15 protein-coding genes and 1 pseudogene are annotated in these 18,345 nt (G+C 71.4%); 9 read left to right on the top strand and 7 right to left on the bottom strand.

Translation table 11 applies throughout. The features are described from left to right. Window positions 1-150: 150 nt before the first annotated feature. A pseudogene (locus tag DN051_RS19505) lies at window positions 151-825 on the top strand (potassium channel family protein); the annotation flags it as partial. 36 nt (window positions 826-861) lie between these two features. Here the strand turns inward: DN051_RS19505 and DN051_RS19500 are convergent. Both DN051_RS19500 and DN051_RS19495 read right to left on the bottom strand, forming a co-directional pair. Then, the gene (locus DN051_RS19500) at window positions 862-1,710 is read right to left on the bottom strand and encodes an ABC transporter permease (protein WP_112439175.1); all 849 of its coding nucleotides are present in this window, start codon (window positions 1,708-1,710) and stop codon (window positions 862-864) included. After that, the gene (locus DN051_RS19495; RefSeq protein ID WP_053760664.1) at window positions 1,707-2,729 is read right to left on the bottom strand and encodes an ATP-binding cassette domain-containing protein; all 1,023 of its coding nucleotides are present in this window, start codon (window positions 2,727-2,729) and stop codon (window positions 1,707-1,709) included. Before DN051_RS19495 ends, DN051_RS19500 begins: the two co-directional genes overlap by 4 nt. 182 nt (window positions 2,730-2,911) lie before the next feature. Here DN051_RS19495 and DN051_RS19490 point away from each other — a divergent pair, with 182 nt between their 5' ends. Further along, window positions 2,912-3,892: an NAD(P)H-quinone oxidoreductase gene (locus tag DN051_RS19490; RefSeq protein WP_053760665.1), complete on the top strand. Its 981-nt coding sequence runs from the start codon at window positions 2,912-2,914 to the stop codon at window positions 3,890-3,892. 16 nt (window positions 3,893-3,908) lie between these two features. On the opposite strand, the gene DN051_RS19485 is transcribed toward DN051_RS19490, so the two are convergent. Beyond that, a complete protein-coding gene (locus DN051_RS19485) occupies window positions 3,909-4,373 on the bottom strand; it encodes a hypothetical protein (RefSeq protein WP_112439174.1) in 465 nt (154 codons plus the stop codon). 327 nt (window positions 4,374-4,700) lie between these two features. Between DN051_RS19485 and DN051_RS19480 the strand changes: the two genes are divergently transcribed. Beyond that, window positions 4,701-5,240, top strand: coding sequence for a bacterial proteasome activator family protein (locus DN051_RS19480; protein ID WP_053760667.1), 540 nt, complete (start codon window positions 4,701-4,703; stop codon window positions 5,238-5,240). 82 nt (window positions 5,241-5,322) lie between these two features. On the opposite strand, the gene DN051_RS19475 is transcribed toward DN051_RS19480, so the two are convergent. Continuing rightward, window positions 5,323-6,960: a protein kinase domain-containing protein gene (locus tag DN051_RS19475; protein WP_112439173.1), complete on the bottom strand. Its 1,638-nt coding sequence runs from the start codon at window positions 6,958-6,960 to the stop codon at window positions 5,323-5,325. Window positions 6,961-7,330: 370 nt separating this feature from the next. Here DN051_RS19475 and DN051_RS19470 point away from each other — a divergent pair, with 370 nt between their 5' ends. Further along, complete coding sequence (locus DN051_RS19470; protein WP_053760669.1) at window positions 7,331-8,905, top strand: protein kinase domain-containing protein; 1,575 nt, start codon at window positions 7,331-7,333, stop codon at window positions 8,903-8,905. A gap of 26 nt (window positions 8,906-8,931) precedes the next feature. Here the strand turns inward: DN051_RS19470 and DN051_RS19465 are convergent, their stop codons facing one another. Then, window positions 8,932-9,975: a phosphotransferase gene (locus DN051_RS19465; RefSeq protein WP_199314954.1), complete on the bottom strand. Its 1,044-nt coding sequence runs from the start codon at window positions 9,973-9,975 to the stop codon at window positions 8,932-8,934. Window positions 9,976-10,580: 605 nt separating this feature from the next. On the opposite strand from DN051_RS19465, the gene pdhA reads away from it, so the two are divergent. The 3 genes from pdhA to DN051_RS47285 are packed head-to-tail and all read left to right on the top strand — an operon-like array spanning window position 10,581 to window position 14,321. Continuing rightward, a complete protein-coding gene (pdhA, locus tag DN051_RS19460) occupies window positions 10,581-11,900 on the top strand; it encodes a pyruvate dehydrogenase (acetyl-transferring) E1 component subunit alpha (protein ID WP_112439172.1) in 1,320 nt (439 codons plus the stop codon). A gap of 2 nt (window positions 11,901-11,902) precedes the next feature. After that, window positions 11,903-12,886 carry an alpha-ketoacid dehydrogenase subunit beta gene (locus DN051_RS19455; RefSeq protein ID WP_053760672.1) on the top strand — a complete coding sequence of 328 codons (984 nt, stop codon included), beginning with the start codon at window positions 11,903-11,905 and terminating at the stop codon, window positions 12,884-12,886. A gap of 10 nt (window positions 12,887-12,896) precedes the next feature. After that, window positions 12,897-14,321, top strand: a complete 1,425-nt coding sequence (locus DN051_RS47285) for a dihydrolipoamide acetyltransferase family protein (RefSeq protein WP_162624957.1) — start codon at window positions 12,897-12,899, stop codon at window positions 14,319-14,321. A gap of 80 nt (window positions 14,322-14,401) precedes the next feature. On the opposite strand, the gene DN051_RS19445 is transcribed toward DN051_RS47285, so the two are convergent. Then, window positions 14,402-15,301, bottom strand: a complete 900-nt coding sequence (locus tag DN051_RS19445) for a D-alanyl-D-alanine carboxypeptidase family protein (protein ID WP_053760674.1) — start codon at window positions 15,299-15,301, stop codon at window positions 14,402-14,404. 206 nt (window positions 15,302-15,507) lie between these two features. On the opposite strand from DN051_RS19445, the gene DN051_RS19440 reads away from it, so the two are divergent. Beyond that, window positions 15,508-16,158 carry a GntR family transcriptional regulator gene (locus tag DN051_RS19440; RefSeq protein ID WP_053760705.1) on the top strand — a complete coding sequence of 217 codons (651 nt, stop codon included), beginning with the start codon at window positions 15,508-15,510 and terminating at the stop codon, window positions 16,156-16,158. Beyond that, the gene (locus DN051_RS19435; RefSeq protein ID WP_112439171.1) at window positions 16,155-17,465 is read left to right on the top strand and encodes an MFS transporter; all 1,311 of its coding nucleotides are present in this window, start codon (window positions 16,155-16,157) and stop codon (window positions 17,463-17,465) included. The genes DN051_RS19440 and DN051_RS19435 overlap by 4 nt, the downstream gene beginning before the upstream one ends. A gap of 4 nt (window positions 17,466-17,469) precedes the next feature. Here the strand turns inward: DN051_RS19435 and DN051_RS19430 are convergent, their stop codons facing one another. After that, on the bottom strand, window positions 17,470-18,303 hold the full coding sequence (locus tag DN051_RS19430; RefSeq protein WP_112439170.1) for an SAM-dependent methyltransferase: 834 nt from the start codon (window positions 18,301-18,303) through the stop codon (window positions 17,470-17,472). Window positions 18,304-18,345 lie beyond the last annotated feature (42 nt).

Below are 18,345 nucleotides of genomic sequence, written 5' to 3'. Positions count from 1 at the left end.
TGGTGATCCGGACGTTCGGCTCCATGGTTTCGTACCGGGTCCGCGCTCGTCACCGAGCCCCCTGCCCGACACGCCGTCCGGGTGCGGCGGTCTCCCGCAGGCTGGGTAGCGTCGGGGCAAGGCCGGACCGCTTTTGTTCCTCGTGACCCCTGGAGAATCCCGTTGCGTGACCACACCGTCGTCGTCGGTTTCGGCACGAAAGGCCGGGCCGCGATCCAGGCCGGCTGTGCCGCGGGTCTGAAGAAGGAACAGGTCGTCGTCATCGATCCCGTCCCCAAGGCGGTCGACGCCGCGACGGCCGAGGGCTACGCCGGTGTCGTCGGCGACGCGACCCGCAGCGATGTGCTGAAGCGGGCCGAGGTGCAGCGGGCGGGGCGGATCATCATCGCGACCCAGCGCGACGACACGGCCGTCCTGGTGGCTCTGACGGCCCGCCAGCTCAACCGCGAGGCGACGATCGTGGCCGCGGTGCGCGAGGAGGAGAACGCGCCGCTGCTGAAGCAGTCCGGCGCCGACGAGGTGATCACCAGCGCGGGCGCGGCCGGACGTCTGCTGGGGCTGTCGGTGCTCAGCCCGGCGGCCGGCGTCGTGATGGACGACCTCATCCGGCAGGGCAGCGGCCTGGACATCGTCGAGCGCCCCGTCACCAAGGCGGAGGCGGGCAAGCGCCCGCGCGAGACCGGCGACCTGGTGGTGAGCGTCGTGCGCGGGCACCGGCTCCTCGGCTACGACGACCCGGCCCTACGGGAGCTGGAGCTGACGGACCGTGTGATCGTCATCGTGCCGCGGGCCGCACCGGAGACCCGGCGCGGCCCGCGCTTGTGACCCTCCGGCGGCGCGTGGAGCGCGCCGGGCGACGTCCTACTTGCGGTTGTACAGCCGCATCGTGATCGGCCCGAAGACCAGCACGAACACCCCGGCCCACCCGAGCGACCAGGCGACCTCGTCCGCCGGCCAGTCGCCTCCCATCAGCCCCCGCACCGCGGAGGACAGATGTGTGACCGGGCTGTTGTTGACGAACGCCTGGAGCCAGCCCGGCATGGTGCTCGGGTCGACGAAGACGTTGGACAGGAAGGTCAGCGGGAAGATCACCATCATGCTGACGCCCATGACCGACTTCTCGGTGCGCAGCAGCAGCCCGAACATCGTCCAGATCCACGAGAACGCGAACGAGAAGACGACCAGCAGCGCGATCCCGGCGACCACCCCGGCGACACCGCCGTCCGGCCGGTAGCCGAGGACCATGCCGACGGTCAGCATCACCACGGACGCGATGGTGTACCGCAGCGCGTCACCGAGCAGATAGCCGACCATCGTCGACGGCCGCCAGATGGGCAGGCTGCGGAACCGGTCGAAGACGCCCTTCTCGATGTCCGTGTTGACCGAGACACCCGTGTACATCGTGATCATCACGACCGACATCACCAGGATGCCCGGCAGCAGGAACTGGATGTACTCCTCCGGCGACCCGGCCAGCGCCCCGCCGAACAGGTACGTGTACATCAGCACCATCATGATCGGGAAGGCGGTGACGTCGAACAGCTGCTCAGGGACGTGCTTGATCTTGAGCATCGCCCGCCAGCCGAAGGTCAGCGACGCGGACAGCGCGCTCGGCCGCGGCGGACGCTCCTTGGTGACCAGCAGCTCGGCCAGCGACTCGGCGGTGACCGGGGCGAGTTCCTTCGTCTCGGTCGGTGTCACGGTGCTCATGCGGCTGCCCCGTCCTTCGTGGCGTCGGCGGCCTCTTCGTGGGCCCTGGTGTCGTGTCCGGTGAGGGCGAGGAACACCTCGTCCAGGCTGGGCTGGCCCAGCGAGAAGTTGTCGACGACGATGCCGCCGCGGGCCAGTTCGGCGAGCGCGCGGGCGGCCTGCTCGGCGGCGCCCCGGCCGTTGTCCGCACCGGCACCGACCCGGGCGGTCAGCGCCACGGGATCGGGCTCCAGCTGCACATCGGCCTCCAGCGCCAGCGCCAGCACCCGCGAGGCCTCCGCCCGCTGCTCCGGATCCCGCAGCCGCAGATGCACGGACCCGGCTCCCACGGACGACTTCAGCTCGCCCTTGGTCCCCTCGGCGATCACCTTGCCCCGGTCGATGACCGCGATCCGCGAGGCCAGTTGGTCCGCCTCGTCCAGATACTGAGTGGTCAGCAGAACCGTCGTGCCCTGCGAGACCACCGCGCGGATGATGTCCCACACCTGGTTGCGGCTGCGCGGGTCGAGCCCGGTGGTCGGCTCGTCGAGGAAGAGCAGGTCGGGTGTGTTCAGGATGGACGCGGCGATGTCGATTCGGCGCCGCATGCCACCGGAGTAGTTCTTCACCTGCTTTCCGGCCGCCTCGGTCAGGCCGAAGGCCTCCAGCAACTGCGCGGACCGCTCACGCGCGGGCTTCTTGCCGTGGCCGAGGAGCCGGCCCAGCAGGATGAGGTTCTCCAAACCGGTCAGGTCTTCGTCCACGGACGCGTACTGGCCGGTCAGGCTGACCCGGCTGCGGACCTCGTCCGCCTCCCGGACGACGTCGTGGCCGAAGACGTGCGCCTCGCCGCCGTCGGGCCTGAGCAGGGTGGCGAGCATTTTGACGGTGGTGGTCTTGCCGGCGCCGTTCGGGCCGAGGACGCCGTACACCGTGCCGGTGGGCACGGCCAGGTCGACGCCGTCGACAGCCCTCGTCTCGCCGAACGTCTTCACCAAGCCCGCTGTCTCGATGGCCAGACGGGGCGTCTGCTGGCTCATGGTGGGGTGTCCTTCCGCGTACTCCGGTTACGCATGGAGGACCCCCACGGTCGCGCAAACTCATCGGTACCGCACGGGGATTTTCCCTGGTTTCGGCCGAGCGGCGGAGAGCCGGCGGGACCTCCGACGGAGCCGCGTCGGTCCGACGACCGATTGCGGGGGTGAGGAGTAGCGTCCCCCTCATGCATGCGATCACGATTCCCGAACCTGGTGGGCCCCAGGCGCTGGTGTGGGACGAGGTCCCGGACCCGGTGCCCGGCGAGGGCGAGGTCCTGCTCGACGTCGCGGCGAGCGCGGTCAACCGCGCCGACGTCCTGCAACGGCAGGGCTTCTACGACCCGCCCCCCGGCGCCTCCCGCTATCCCGGCCTGGAGTGCTCCGGCCGGATCGCCGCGATCGGACCCGGTGTGGGCGGCTGGGCCGTCGGCGACGAGGTGTGCGCGCTGCTCTCGGGCGGCGGCTACGCAGAGAAGGTGGCCGTACCCGCCGGTCAGCTGCTGCCCGTTCCCGAGGGCGTCGACCTGCGGCAGGCGGCGGCACTGCCCGAGGTGACCTGCACCGTCTGGTCGAACGTCTTCATGGTCTCCCACCTCCTTCCCGGCGAGACCCTGCTCGTGCACGGCGGTTCCAGCGGCATCGGCACCATGGCGATCCAGCTCGCCAAGGCCGTGGGCGCCCGGGTCGCCGTCACCGCGGGTACCAAGGAGAAGCTGGACCGCTGTGCCGAACTGGGCGCCGACATCCTGATCAACTACCGCGAGCAGGATTTCGTCGAGGAGGTCAAGAGGGCCACCGACGGCAGGGGCGCCGACGTCATCCTCGACAACATGGGCGCGAAGTACCTGGACCGCAATGTCCGCGCCCTCGCCGTCAACGGCCGGCTCGCGATCATCGGCATGCAGGGCGGCGTGAAGGGCGAGCTGAACATCGGCGCGCTGCTCGCCAAGCGGGCCGCGATCAGCGCGACCTCGCTGCGCGCCCGGCCGCTCAGTGAGAAGGCGGCCATCGTGGCGGCCGTGCACGAGCACGTCTGGCCCCTGCTGGCCGCCGGTCACGTCCGGCCGGTCGTCGACCGCGAGCTGCCGATGAACGAGGCTCCCGCCGCGCACCGCCTCGTCGAGGAGAGCGGCCACGTCGGCAAGGTCCTGCTGGTCGCACCGTAGGAAGGGCGCGGTCGGGTCACTCGGGGCCCCGCCGCACCCGCAGGGCGACGAAGGTGAGTCCGAGGCCGAGCCCGATCAGCACCAGACCGCTGCCGAGCGGCAGGGTCGTCACCACCGGTCCGCCGGGGCGTCCGGAGTCCGGAGCGGCTTCCTGAACGGTGCCGGGCTCCCGCGCGGTCGGGTCGCCGGACGGGGACGGCGGTTCGGGCACGTCGTCGGCGGGGCGGCGGTTCCCCGTCGGCGCGGTCGCCTCGTCGCTCGGCGGCTCGATACGGCCCGGCCGCTGCCGTCCCTCGCCCGCCCGGCTCCCGGCCCGCGTCGGCTCACCGGCGGAGGCGGAGCCGGACGGGCTGTCGTCGGGCGACGGCGCCTTCGCGTCGGCCACCGCAGCGGCCCCGTACGGCATCACAAGCGGGCCCACCGCCCGGACACGGTCCGTGGACACGGCACCGCGGTCCCTGGAGACGACAACGCGGTCCATGGACACGGCACCGCGGGACGCCGGGCCGCCGTGGGCGGGCTCTCCCCCGTACGCCGAAGCGCCCCCGCACACCGATAACGTCCCGCACCAGAGCACGGCCGCCCCCAGGCCGGCGCCCGTGAGCGCCCTCGTCGCACGCCGGACAGACAGCCGTGGAGTCACGTCGGTGACCCCCTCCCGAAGCCAGGTCGCCACAATCGACGGAACAATCCTCACATTTGCCGCAAGCCCCGGCACGCGGGGTGACTCCGAACGGCTGTACGGGGTGGATCATCCGTCCCAGGGGGCACACGTCGAAGAGGAGCACCCGTGCGAGAGAATGGCGGCATGGAGATGCCGAGGAACGACAGGTCGCCGGAGAACGCGCAGAAGATCCTGGTCGTGGGCCAGGACGGGATGGCTCTCGGCGGCGGCACGGACGAGGACTCCCGCGAGATCCCGGTCACCGAGCAGGTCGAGCAGCCGGCCAAGGTCATGCGGATCGGCAGCATGATCAAGCAGCTTCTGGAGGAGGTGCGCGCGGCTCCCCTGGACGAGGCGAGCCGGGTCCGGCTCAAGGAGATCCACGCCAGCTCGGTGAAGGAGCTGGAGGACGGCCTGGCGCCGGAGCTGGTCGAGGAACTGGAGCGGCTCTCCCTGCCGTTCACGGACGAGGCGACCCCCAGCGACGCCGAACTGCGGATCGCGCAGGCCCAGTTGGTGGGCTGGCTGGAGGGCCTGTTCCACGGGATCCAGACGACCCTGTTCGCCCAGCAGATGGCCGCGCGTGCCCAGTTGGAGCAGATGCGCCGGGCCCTGCCGCCGGGCGTCGGTCACGAGGGTGAGGAAGGCCACCTGGGCGGCCGCTCGGGCGGGCCGTACCTGTAGGGCCTCTTCCGGGAGCGGTGTCGTCCGCACAGCCGAAAGGCCCGGCACGCCGGGCCTTTCCTCGTTCCGGGGCGACCGTCCGTCAGGACGACGGCGGGTTGCCCGTGGAGACCTTGAGGGTGATCTCGGGCATGTCCTCGGGGTCGACGTCGGTGCCGGCCGGCGGGAACTGCTCCCTGACGGAGCCCTCGCCGTACGTGTTCTCGTCGACCTCGACCTCCTTCAAGTGCCATCCGGCGGCCTGGAAGCACTCCTTGACCGACTTGATGTACTTGAAGGTGAAGTCCGGAAGCCGGATCTTGTCGGGGTCGTTGTACGACTCCTCCGGTTCCGTGCACTCCTCCTTCTCGATGGTCTTGGAGGTGTCCGGCCCGCGGTAGCCCGCCGCCTGGTCGGCCGAGACCGAGGCCGACGTGCTGGGGTCGCCCCCGCCCTTGTCGTCCTTGTTGCCGCCGTTCAGCGCGAGGGCCGCGATCAGACCGCCGACCGCGATCACCGCGACGAGGACGGACCCGATGACCACCGGCTTGTTGCTCCTGCCGCCGCCCGACGGGGTCTGGTGCTGCGGCGTGATGTTGTACGGCGGCGGCGTGGACGACGCCGGCTGCGGCGCGTACGCGGCCGGGTTCGGCGTCTGGTAGCCGCCCTGCTGCGGATAGCCGTAGGCCGGGGACGGCGTCGGGGTGCCGTACGGGTTCGGGGCCGGCACCGGCTGGTACGGCGTCTGGACACCGCCCGTGGGCGCCGGGGTGGACCGGTCGACCGGCGGGAACACCGCGGAGCCGACGCCGGCGCCGCTCTGCGCCGGGGTTCCCGGCACGATGCTCGGCGGGGCGGCGTGGAAGGACGCGGCGATCCGCTGGCACTCGTCGCGCATCGACTCGGCGGTCGGGAAGCGCTCGTTCGGGTTCTTCTTCAACGCGCGGGCCACCAGCGCGTCGACGGCCGGCGGCAGGGAGCGGTTGATCGAGGAAGGCGCGACCGGCTCCTCCTGCACATGCGCGTACGCGATGGCCAGCGGCGAGTCCGCCTCGAACGGCAGCCGCCCGGTGACCAGTTGGAACAGCATGATGCCGACCGAGTAAAGATCGCTGCGGGCGTCCACGCCGCGGCCGAGCGCCTGCTCCGGCGAGAGGTACTGCGGGGTGCCGACGACCATGCCGGTCTGCGTCATCGAGGTCACACCGGACTGCATGGCGCGCGCGATGCCGAAGTCCATCACCTTGACGACGCCGCGCTTGGTCATCATCACGTTGCCCGGCTTGATGTCCCGGTGGACCAGGCCCATCTCGTGGCTGATCTCCAGCGCGGCGAGCACGTCGGCGGTGACCTTGAGGGCTTTGTCGGCGGGCATCGCGCCCTGCTGCCGGATGTCCTCGTCGAGGACCGATCCGAGCGGGCGGCCCTCGATGTACTCCATGACGATGTACGGAGTGGTCATCCCGTCGAGGTCGTCCTCGCCCGTGTCGAAGACCGAGACGATGTTCGTGTGCGTGAGTTTCGCCACCGCCTGGGCCTCGCGGCGGAAGCGCTCGCGGAAGGCCTGCTCGCGGCCCAGTTCGGTGTGCAGCGTCTTGATCGCGACCTGGCGGTCGAGCACCGAGTCGTACGCGAGGTGCACCGACGCCATTCCGCCCTGGCCGAGCAAGTCACGCAGCTGGTAACGGCCGCCGGCGAGCGCCCGTCCCGCGTACTGGCCCTGTGCGCCGTCCTGGCTCATCTTTCTGCGTCCCCCATGGGCACCCGCGGCGATTTGCCACGGGGCTCCCGCGTTGATCGAATGTCTTTGATCGATTGCGTCATTCCCGGCCAAGTCTGCCGGAGGGCACTGACACGTCAAGCTCGGTGCCCGTTCCGTGACCGTACGCGAAAGAAGCGTCGCGGAAGCGTTACAGCGGGCGTACGCCCGGTACACAGGATTTGCACGCCGCGACGGCCCGAGGGTTTGATGACCGGTTCGACGGCCGGTCCGCCTCGGGCCGGTCCGGGCCTCCATCCCGGACCAGCGACCGGCGTGAAGGCTGTAGCGTGGCCGACGGAGACCGCAACAACACCGCGCGCACCGCGGGCAGAAACGACGGCGAGGACTGATGGCACAGCAGCAGCGCGCTCAGGGCCCGTCCGACCCCGAGGCGACTGGCGGCGGAATGTCAGATGCGCCGGAGATGTGGGGTAACGGAGGACTGGTCGGGGACGGCCGGTACCGGCTGACCCACCGAGTCGGCCGGGGCGGCATGGCAGAGGTGTTCGCGGCCGAGGACGTACGCCTCGGGCGCACCGTGGCGGTCAAGCTGCTGCGCGCCGACCTGGCCGAGGACCCGGTCTCCAAGGCCCGCTTCACACGCGAGGCCCAGTCGGTGGCCGGCCTCAACCACCATGCGATCGTCGCCGTGTACGACTCCGGCGAGGACGTGATCGGCGGCCAGTCCGTGCCGTACATCGTGATGGAGCTGGTCGAGGGCCGCACCATCCGCGATCTGCTGATGAACGCCGAGGCGCCGGGCCCGGAGCAGGCCCTCATCATCGTCTCCGGTGTCCTGGAGGCGCTCGCCTACTCGCACCAGCACGGCATCGTGCACCGCGACATCAAGCCGGCGAACGTCATCATCACCAACAACGGCGCCGTCAAGGTGATGGACTTCGGCATCGCGCGCGCCCTGCACGGCGCGTCCACGACGATGACGCAGACCGGCATGGTCATGGGCACCCCGCAGTACCTCTCCCCGGAGCAGGCCCTCGGCAAGGCCGTCGACCACCGCTCCGACCTGTACGCGACGGGCTGTCTGCTGTACGAACTGCTGGCGCTGCGCCCGCCGTTCGTGGGCGAGACCCCGCTGTCCGTGGTCTACCAGCACGTGCAGGACATCCCGACTCCCCCGTCCGAGGCCTCGGACGTCGCGCCGCCGGAGCTCGACGGCCTGGCGATGCGCTCGCTCGCCAAGGACCCGGACGACCGCTTCCAGACCGCGGAGGAGATGCGCGGGCTGGTCCAGTACGGCCTCCAGATGCTGTACGACCAGGGCAGCCACACCGGCACCTGGAACACCGGCCCGGTGAACCTGCACGAGGGCCCGCACACCGGGGCGACGGGCATGGCGGGCACGACCGCCCTGCCGCACTCCGCCGAGGGCACCACCCAGATCCCGCATCCGATCCTGCCGTCGTACGGCGGGGGCGACGACGGCGGCTTCGAGGGGCACGGCAACAAGGGCAGCGGCCGCGGCAAGCTGTGGATACTGGCCGTCCTCGCGGTGATCGCGATCGCGGCGGGCGTCGCGCTGGCCGTCAACCGCGGCAACGGCGACGACGGCGGTCCCGGTACGAAGCAGTCGCCGACCTCCTCGCAGACGAAGGACGACGAGAAGGCCAGCGAGACGCCCAGCGACGAGGCGACCGACGGGCCCACGGACAGCAACACCGATGACCAGGAGGGGTCCGGCGGCAACTGGGACCCCTCGCCCGACCCCTCGGCGTCGTCCTCGCAGTCCGAGTCGACGGACCCGGACCCCACCGAGTCCGACCCGACGGACCCCGACCCGACGGACCCCGAGCCCTCGGACCCCGAGCCCTCGGACCCCGAGCCCTCGGACCCGGGCCCGACGGACACCGGGACGGGCGGCGCGACCGATCCGGTCGACCCGCCGGAGGACGGCGACGGCGCCTGAGCCGCCGTCGGTGAGCGGGGCGCGCGTCAGCCGGCGAACGCCCCGCACACGGCGTCGTACTCCCGCGTCCACCACACCGCCAGCGCCGAGGCGGCCGGGAACTGGGGGTCCGCGCGGGTGTCACCGCGCTCGTAGTGCCAGCGCAGCATCCAGAAGTCGTTGAGACGCTCCCACCACACACGGTGCACGGCCGCGGAGAGCTCCGACGGTGCCACCCCGGCCGTCCGCCGGTACGCACGCGCGTACGCCCGCACCTTGGGCAGGTCCAGCGTGCCCGCGGGCCGTACGAAGAAGATCGCGGCGGCGCGCACCGCCTCCTCCGCGCGGGGCTGAACGCCCAGCCGGTCCCAGTCGACGATCGCGGCGGGGGCGTCGCCCCGGTAGAGCAGGTTGAACGGGTGGAAGTCGCCGTGCACCCAGCCCACCGGACCGCCGCGCGGGGGACGCCGGTCCGCGTGCCGCTCCAGCAGGGCGCGGCGTTCCAGGAGCCGGTGCCGGGCCAGTTCGTCGAAGGAGTCGGCGGGGCGGTGCCGGCGCACCCGGGCCAGCAGATCGTCGATCAGGTCGAAGGTGTCGGCGGGGTCGGCGCTCTCCACCGGGTGAGGGCTCGTGGCCGGAGGCGTACGCCCCTTCGGCGGCATCACGCGCTCCAGGGTGGCGTGGACGGCCCCCAGGAGCGCCCCGAGCCGTGCGCACTGGGCCGCGCCGAGCTGACCGCCGTGCCGGTGCCGGCCGTCGATCCAGGGGTGCAGGGCGTACGCGTGGCCCCCGACGACGGCGACGGTGCGGCCGTCGCGGGCCGGCAGCGGCGGGGCCACCGGGACGCCGAGGTCGGCCAGCCGCTGGGTGGCGCGGTGCCGGCGTTCGATCGCGGCGGGGTCGGCGGTGTCGGGATCGAAGTGATGCTTGAGGAAGTAGCGGCCACGCGTCGTGCACAGCCGGTAGCCGCGGTTGAGCAGCCCCTGGTCGACCGGTGCGCAGGCGAGGGGGGACCCGGCGGAGTACTGGCGCAGGAGGGCGCTCAAAGGGGGCGCGGGAGGCGCGGTGGGCGGTACACATAAGCGCGGCACGCGCCCGATGCTAGGGCACCGGACGAGGCTGTGAGCTGGGCGTTGTCACAGTAAGTCGCCGATGGTCGCCTTCGGTCACAATCGTGTGGCGACAGGACGTGTCCGACGTCCAGCGGTGGCGCGGTGGCCGGAATTGAACTGGTCGTGCCGGTCGCCGAACCGGTCGCGGCGACCCGTGCGAAAGCATCTTTTCTCGCGTTTCCGGGCCGTCCGAGCGGGCGCGCCACGCCGTACGGCGAGGTCTACGGGTGTACATAGCAGGATTTGTCATCCTTGAGGTAGGAAGCCGGTGTCACACGCCGACTCTTCCCGTGACCTGGGTGAGCGGGATAACGTGCCCGTGTTCCGGCCCCCTGCAGGGCTGTGACCTGGGCCCCTTCCCGGCTTTTCGATTTACTTGGATTTCCAAGCAAAAACGCAGGTCAGGAGGGGTTTCACAGAAATGTGGAGCACTGGGTAACGTGCATGTTGCAGGGCGCTCGCCGGGGCACCTGTCACGCCTGTTCCCGGCCGAGTGGCACCCACCCCGTGCCCGGTGGTCGAAAACAGGTGAGCCGCACTGGCCTACCGGCAACCCCGGGGGCCGGACCGACGGAGGAGCACACGTGACCGTGGAGAGCACTGCCGCGCGCCAGCCGCGACGCAGCGCCGGAAGCAAGGCCGGGTCCGCCGGCGCCGAAGCAGCCGACGCCACCGGCACCCAGCGCACCAGCCGCGCGACCGCCAAGAAGACGACCGCCAAGGCCGCACCGGCCAAGAAGGCCGCACCCGCCAAGAAGGGCGCGCGCGCAGCCGGAGCCGGCAGCGCCACGGGTGCCGAGCCGTCGGCCGGCCCCGAGCTCGTGCAGCTGCTGACGCCCGAGGGCGAACGCGTCACGGGCGCGGAGACCGCCGCGTACGAGAAGTACGTCGCCGACATCACCCCCGAGCAGCTGCGCGGCCTGTACCGCGACATGGTGCTCACCCGCCGCTTCGACGCCGAGGCCACCGCCCTCCAGCGCCAGGGCGAGCTGGGCCTGTGGGCGTCGCTGCTCGGCCAGGAGGCCGCCCAGATCGGCTCCGGCCGGGCCACCCGCGAGGACGACTACGTCTTCCCGACCTACCGCGAGCACGGCGTCGCCTGGTGCCGCGGCGTCGACCCGACCAACCTGCTCGGCATGTTCCGCGGCGTGAACAACGGCGGCTGGGACCCGAACAGCAACAACTTCCACCTCTACACGATCGTCATCGGCTCCCAGACGCTGCACGCCACCGGCTACGCGATGGGCGTGGCCAAGGACGGCGCGGACTCGGCCGTCATCGCCTACTTCGGCGACGGCGCCTCCAGCCAGGGCGACGTGGCCGAGTCGTTCACGTTCTCCGCGGTCTACAACGCCCCCGTGGTGTTCTTCTGCCAGAACAACCAGTGGGCGATCTCCGAGCCCACCGAGAAGCAGACCCGCGTGCCGCTCTACCAGCGCGCCCGGGGCTACGGCTTCCCCGGCGTCCGCGTCGACGGCAACGACGTGCTGGCCTGCCTCGCCGTCACCAAGTGGGCGCTGGAGCGGGCCCGCAGCGGCGAGGGACCGACCCTGGTCGAGGCGTACACGTACCGGATGGGCGCCCACACCACCTCGGACGACCCCACCCGCTACCGTCACGACGACGAGCGGGCCGCCTGGGAGGCGAAGGACCCGATCCTGCGCCTTCGCCGCCATCTGGAGTCCTCGAACCACGCGGACGAGGGATTCTTCGCGGAACTGGAGGCGGAGAGCGAGACGTTGGGCAGGCGGGTGCGCGAAGCGGTGCGTGCGATGCCGGACCCGGACCGGTTCGCCATCTTCGAGAACGTGTACGCGGACGGGCACGCGCTCGTCGACGAGGAGCGGGCCCAGTTCGCCGCCTACCAGGCGTCGTTCGCGGACGCGCCGGCTGAGGGGGTCTGATCATGGCGGCTGAAAAGAACATGGCTCTGGCCAAGGCGATCAACGAATCGCTGCGGCGTGCCCTGGAGACCGACCCCAAGGTCCTCATCATGGGCGAGGACGTCGGCAAGCTCGGCGGTGTGTTCCGCGTGACCGACGGCCTCCAGAAGGACTTCGGCGAGAGCCGCGTCATCGACACCCCGCTCGCCGAGTCGGGCATCGTCGGCACCGCGATCGGACTGGCCCTGCGCGGCTACCGGCCGGTCGTGGAGATCCAGTTCGACGGTTTCGTCTTCCCGGCGTACGACCAGATCGTCACGCAGCTCGCGAAGATGCACGCCCGCTCGCTGGGCAAGGTCAAGCTCCCGGTCGTCGTGCGCATCCCCTACGGCGGCGGCATCGGCGCGGTCGAGCACCACTCGGAGTCCCCGGAGGCGCTGTTCGCGCACGTCGCGGGCCTGAAGATCGTCTCGCCGTCGAACGCGAGCGACGCCTACTGGATGATGCAGCAGGCCATCCAGAGCGACGACCCGGTGATCTTCTTCGAGCCCAAGCGGCGCTACTGGGACAAGGGCGAGGTCAGCACGGAGGCCATCCCCGGCCCGCTGCACAAGGCCCAGGTCGTGCGCGAGGGCACCGACCTCACCCTGGCCGCCTACGGCCCGATGGTGAAGCTGTGCCAGGAGGTCGCGGACGCCGCCGCGGAGGAGGGCCGCTCCCTGGAGGTCCTCGACCTGCGCTCGGTCTCCCCCCTCGACTTCGACTCGATCCAGGCCTCGGTGGAGAAGACCCGCCGCCTGGTGGTCGTGCACGAGGCGCCGGTGTTCTTCGGCTCGGGCGCGGAGATCGCCGCCCGGATCACGGAGCGCTGCTTCTACCACCTGGAGGCCCCGGTGCTGAGGGTCGGCGGCTACCACGCGCCGTACCCGCCGGCCCGCCTGGAGGAGGAGTACCTGCCCGGTCTGGACCGGGTGCTGGACGCCGTCGACCGCTCGCTGGCGTACTGAGGAGAGGGTCGTGACGACGATGACGGAAAGTTCCGTGCGCGAGTTCAAGATGCCCGACGTGGGCGAGGGACTGACCGAGGCCGAGATCCTCAAGTGGTACGTCCAGCCCGGTGACACGGTCACGGACGGCCAGGTGGTGTGCGAGGTCGAGACGGCGAAGGCCGCCGTCGAACTGCCCATCCCGTACGACGGGGTGGTGCGCGCGCTGCACTTCCCCGAGGGCACCACGGTGGACGTCGGCACCTCGATCATCGCGGTGGACGTCAGTGGCGGTGCGGCGCCGGCGCCGGCGCCGGCGCCGGAGGCGCCCGCCGAGCCGCAGGAGGAGCCGAAGCCGCAGGCCCGCCAGCCGGTGCTGGTGGGTTACGGCGTGGCCGCCTCCTCCACCAAGCGCCGCCCGCGCAAGACCGCCGAGGTCCCGGCGCAGCCGGCCGCCGCGGCGATCCAGTCCGAGATGAACGGCCACGGTGCGGTCCCGTCCGCCCCGCCCGCCCCGGTCCCGGCCGCTCCCGCGCCCGTCGGCGCCCAGGAGCGTCCGCTGGCCAAGCCGCCGGTCCGCAAGCTGGCCAAGGACCTCGGCGTCGACCTCGCGACGGTCACCCCGACCGGCCCGGACGGCGTCATCACCCGGGACGACGTCCACGCGGCGGTCGCCCCGAAGGCCCCCGAAGCGGCACCGGCGGCGGCTCCCGCCCCGGTCGCGGCTGCCCCGGCGCCCGCCTCGTACGACATCGCGCGCGAGGAGCGGGTCCCGGTCCGCGGCGTCCGCAAGGCCACCGCCGCCGCCATGGTCGGTTCGGCCTTCACCGCGCCGCACGTCACGGAGTTCGTGACGGTCGACGTGACGCGCACGATGAAGCTGGTCCAGGAGCTGAAGGAGGACAAGGAGTTCACGGGTCTGCGCGTGAACCCCCTGCTGCTCGTCGCCAAGGCGCTCCTGGTCGCCATCAAGCGCAACCCGGACGTCAACGCGTCCTGGGACGAGGCGAACCAGGAGATCGTGCTCAAGCGCTATGTGAACCTGGGCATCGCCGCGGCCACCCCGCGCGGCCTGATCGTCCCGAACATCAAGGACGCGCAGGACAAGACCCTGCCGCAGCTGGCCGGGGCGCTCGGCGAGCTGGTGTCGACGGCCCGTGAGGGCAAGACGTCACCGGCGGCGATGCAGGGTGGCACGGTCACCATCACCAACGTCGGCGTCTTCGGCGTCGACACCGGTACGCCGATCCTCAACCCGGGCGAGTCCGCGATCCTGGCGGTCGGAGCGATCAAGCTCCAGCCGTGGGTGCACAAGGGCAAGGTGAAGCCACGTCAGGTGACGACCCTGGCGCTCAGCTTCGACCACCGGCTGGTCGACGGCGAGCTGGGCTCGAAGGTCCTCGCGGACGTCGCGGCGGTCCTGGAGCAGCCCAAGCGGCTGATCACCTGGGCGTGAGACACGCGAGTACGACGTGAAGGGGCCGGCCGCACGATGCGGCCGGCCCCTTCGACGTGCGCGGGAGTGACGGACTGCCGTCAGCCCAGCTTGGCGAAGCCGTAGTTCAGGAGCTTCTTCGCGTCCGTCTCGCGCTGCGTGGCGGACGTGGAGGTCAGGACCGTGCCGATGACGGTCTTGCCGTTGCGGGTGGCGGCGAAGACGAGGCAGTACTTGGCGATGCTGCCGGAGCCGGTCTTCACGCCGATGGCGCCGCTGTAGTTGCTGAGCAGCGTGTTCGTGTTGGTCCAGGTGTAGTAGCGGTAACCGCCGTTCTTCGTCGTCACCTTCTGCTTCGTGGACTTCGTCTTCACGATGGCGCGGAAGGTGGAGCTCTTCATCGAGCTGCTGGCGAGCTTGGTCAGGTCGCGCGGCGTCGAGTAGTTCGAGCCGTTGCTGATGCCGTCGAACGAGTCGAACTTCGTGTTCGTCATGCCGAGCTGCTTGGCCTTGGCGTTCATCTTGCCGATGAACGACTTCACCCGGGCGGCCCGCGTGGTGCCCGTGCCGAACTTGTCGGCGAGCGCGTAGGCGGCGTCACAGCCGGACGGCAGCATCAGGCCGTACAGCAGCTGGCGGACGGTGACCTTGTCACCGACGATCAGACGCGCCGAAGAGGCGTTCTTCGACACTATGTAGTCGCTGTACGCCTTCTGGACCGTGACCTTGGCGTCCAGATTGAGGTTCGGCTGCGCCAGCACGACCTTGGCGGTCATGATCTTGGTCGTCGAGCCGGTGGCGCGCTTGGTGTCGGCAGCCTTGGTGTACAGCGTCTTGCTGTTGGCGTTGTCCATGATGTAGCCGCCCTTGGCGACGATCGTGGGCGCGGTGGCGGCCTGCGCGGGTGCCGCGGAGAGGGCTCCGGTGGCCAGCATGGCGCCGGCGGTCGCCGTCACTGCGACGGTCCTGCGGAAGCGGATGCCCTTGATGCCGGTTATCAACTGAGATACCCCGAATACGTCGAAAGTTCCTATGGCGCGGCCGGGTTGGCGGATGCAGGCAGTGAAGGCCGCGTGTGTGTGACCTTCGAGCCGCACGATTGGTTGTGCGGCGAACGAGGGAGATCCAGAATTTTTTTCGCGGCCCCGACGGGTCCGCATGCTGGACGAGGCACCGCATGGGTACGTGATGTATCTATCCTGTGGCCATGCCCTTGGCAGTGAAGCAACCCCCCGCCGCGGACCGCGTCTACCACCACGTCAAACAAGCGGTCCTCGACCGCAGCTACCAGGGCGGCACCCTGCTCACCGAGGGCGAGCTCGCCGATGCCGTCGGCGTCTCCCGCACCCCGGTGCGCGAGGCGCTCCTCCGGCTGGAGGTCGAAGGGCTGATCAAGCTCTACCCGAAGAAGGGCGCCCTCGTCCTGCCCGTCTCCGCACAGGAGATCGCGGACGTCGTCGAGACCCGCCTGCTGGTCGAGGAGCACGCCGCCCGCAAGGCCGTGCCCGCACCGCCCGGCCTCATCGAGCGCCTGTCCGAACTGCTCGCCCGCCAGAAGGAACAGGCCGCCGCCGGGGACCTGGCCGGCGCCGCCGTCACCGACCGCTGCTTCCACGCCGAGATCGTCCGCAGCGGCGGCAACGAGATCCTCGCCCGGCTCTACGACCAACTCCGCGACCGGCAGCTGCGGATGGGCGTCGCCGTCATGCACTCCCACCCCGACCGGATCGCCAAGACCCTCGCCGAACACGAGGAGATACTCCAGGCCCTGCGCTCCGGCGACGCGGACGCCGCGGTCGATCTCGTCCACCGGCACGTCGGGTGGTTCTCGCACCTGGCCCGGGGTGAGGTCCGATGAGCCAGGCCGCGCGGCCGGTGCCCGAAGGGGCCGGCGGCACGCTCGGCGGGCGGCGCGCCCTGGCGATGTGGGGCACCGGGGTCTCCGTCTACTTCGTCGCCGTCATCTTCCGTACCTCCCTGGGCGTCGCCGGCCTCGACGCCGCCGACCGCTTCGACGTCGGCGCCTCCGCGCTGTCGACGTTCTCGATCCTCCAGCTGCTGGTCTACGCCGGCATGCAGATACCCGTCGGCCTGCTCGTCGACCGGCTCGGCACCAAGAAGGTGCTGGCCATGGGCGCCGTGCTGTTCACCCTGGGGCAACTGGGCTTCGCCCTCTCCCCCTCGTACGGCATGGCCCTCGCCTCCCGCGCGCTGCTGGGCTGCGGCGACGCGATGACGTTCATCAGCGTGCTGCGGCTCGGCACCCGCTGGTTCCCCGCCCGGCGCGGGCCGCTGATCGCGCAGCTCGCCGGTCTGGTGGGCATGGCGGGCAACCTGGTCTCCACACTTCTCATCGCCCGCCTGCTGCACGGCATCGGCTGGACCGCCGCGTTCGCGGGCAGCGCGCTCGCCGGTGTCGTCGTGCTCACCCTGGTGCTGCTGTTCCTGAAGGACCACCCCGAGGGCCACGAGCCCGCCCCGGTGCCCCACCGGGGCACGGCGTACGTACGCCGCCAGATCGCCGCGTCCTGGCGCGAGCCGGGCACCCGCCTCGGACTGTGGGTGCACTTCACCACCCAGTTCCCGGCGATGGTGTTCCTGCTGCTGTGGGGACTGCCCTTCCTGGTCGAGGCGCAGGGGCTGTCCCGGGCCACGGCCGGTGAACTGCTCACCCTGGTCGTGCTGTCGAACATGGCCGTCGGACTGGTGTACGGGCAGATCATCGCCCGGCACCACGGGGCGCGGCTGCCGCTGGCGCTGGGTACCGTCGGCGCGACCTCGCTGCTGTGGGCGGCGACGCTCGCCCACCCCGCCGAGCACGCCCCGATGTGGCTGCTGATCGTGCTCTGCACGGTGCTCGGGGCGTGCGGCCCGGCCTCGATGATCGGCTTCGACTTCGCCCGGCCCGCGAACCCGCCCGAGCGGCAGGGCACCGCGTCGGGGATCACCAACATGGGCGGCTTCATCGCCTCCATGACGACCCTGTTCGCGGTCGGAGTGCTGCTGGACGCGACCGGCGGCAACTACACCGTGGCCTTCTCCTGCGTCTTCGTCCTCCAGGCGCTCGGCGTCTCCCAGATCCTGCGCCTGCGCGGCCGGGCGGTCCGCCGGGAGCGGGAGCGGCTGGTGGCGAGCCGGGTGGAGACCGTGCACGTACCGGCCTGACCGCTCAGCGGCCGACGACGGGCACCAGCGTGAGGTACGCGAGCCCCAGCACGCCCCGGTAGCTGAACCGGCGGGACCGGTGCAGGTCGGCGCGCTCGCGGGTCTCGGGCGCGCGCGGATGCCCCGGGCGAGCGGCGAGCCACACCTCGACGTCCGCCAGGTAGCCCGACTCGAACTCGTCCCACTCCTCCGCGGTGGCCGCCTCGGTCCACTCGGGCCGGAAGCCCGCCTCGACGGCCAGCTCGACGAGGGCCGCCAGATCGTGGTGGTCGGCGGCCGAGGCGCCCGGCCACATCCCGGACAGCTCGGCGGCGGTCGGGGCACGGTGCCAGAAGCCCTCGCCCAGCAGGACCCGGCCCCCGTCGCGGACCAGCCGGCGCAGCTCGCGCAGGGCCTCGGGAAGGTGGTGCGGCGGCTCCGCCGCCCCCAGCGCCTGGCTCGCGCCCACGCACAGGACCAGGTCGGCGGGGCCGCGCGCGGTCCCCACGGCCGACTCCTCGACGAACTCGACACGATCGGCGAGCCCCCGGACCTCGGCGGCGCGCCGGCCGCGGGCCAGGTCCTCGGCGTTGACGTCGATCCCGACTCCCCGCGCGCCGGGCGCGGCGTCCAGCACGCGCAGCATCAACTCGCCCCAGCCGCAGCCGATGTCGAGCACCCTCGCGGGCGCGTTCCGGGCCAGCCGCCCGACCAGGGCGTCCGCCCGCGCCTCGGAGAGGGGACCGTGGAAGGTCAGCCGGGTGAGCCGGGGCGGGCCCGACGCATCGGCGGCATCGGCGGCGTCCGCGGTGTCCGTCGCGGTGTCCGGGTGTGCGGTGCCGGTGTGGGTGTCGGTCATGGCCGGCACGGTACGCGCCCGGACCGGCCGGCCGACATCGAA

The organism is Streptomyces cadmiisoli (genome assembly GCF_003261055.1).
Taxonomy (GTDB): Bacteria; Actinomycetota; Actinomycetes; order Streptomycetales; family Streptomycetaceae; genus Streptomyces; species Streptomyces cadmiisoli.
The sequence above is the reverse complement of the archived record's forward strand: the minus strand, read 5'-3'. Positions and strand labels throughout refer to the sequence as shown.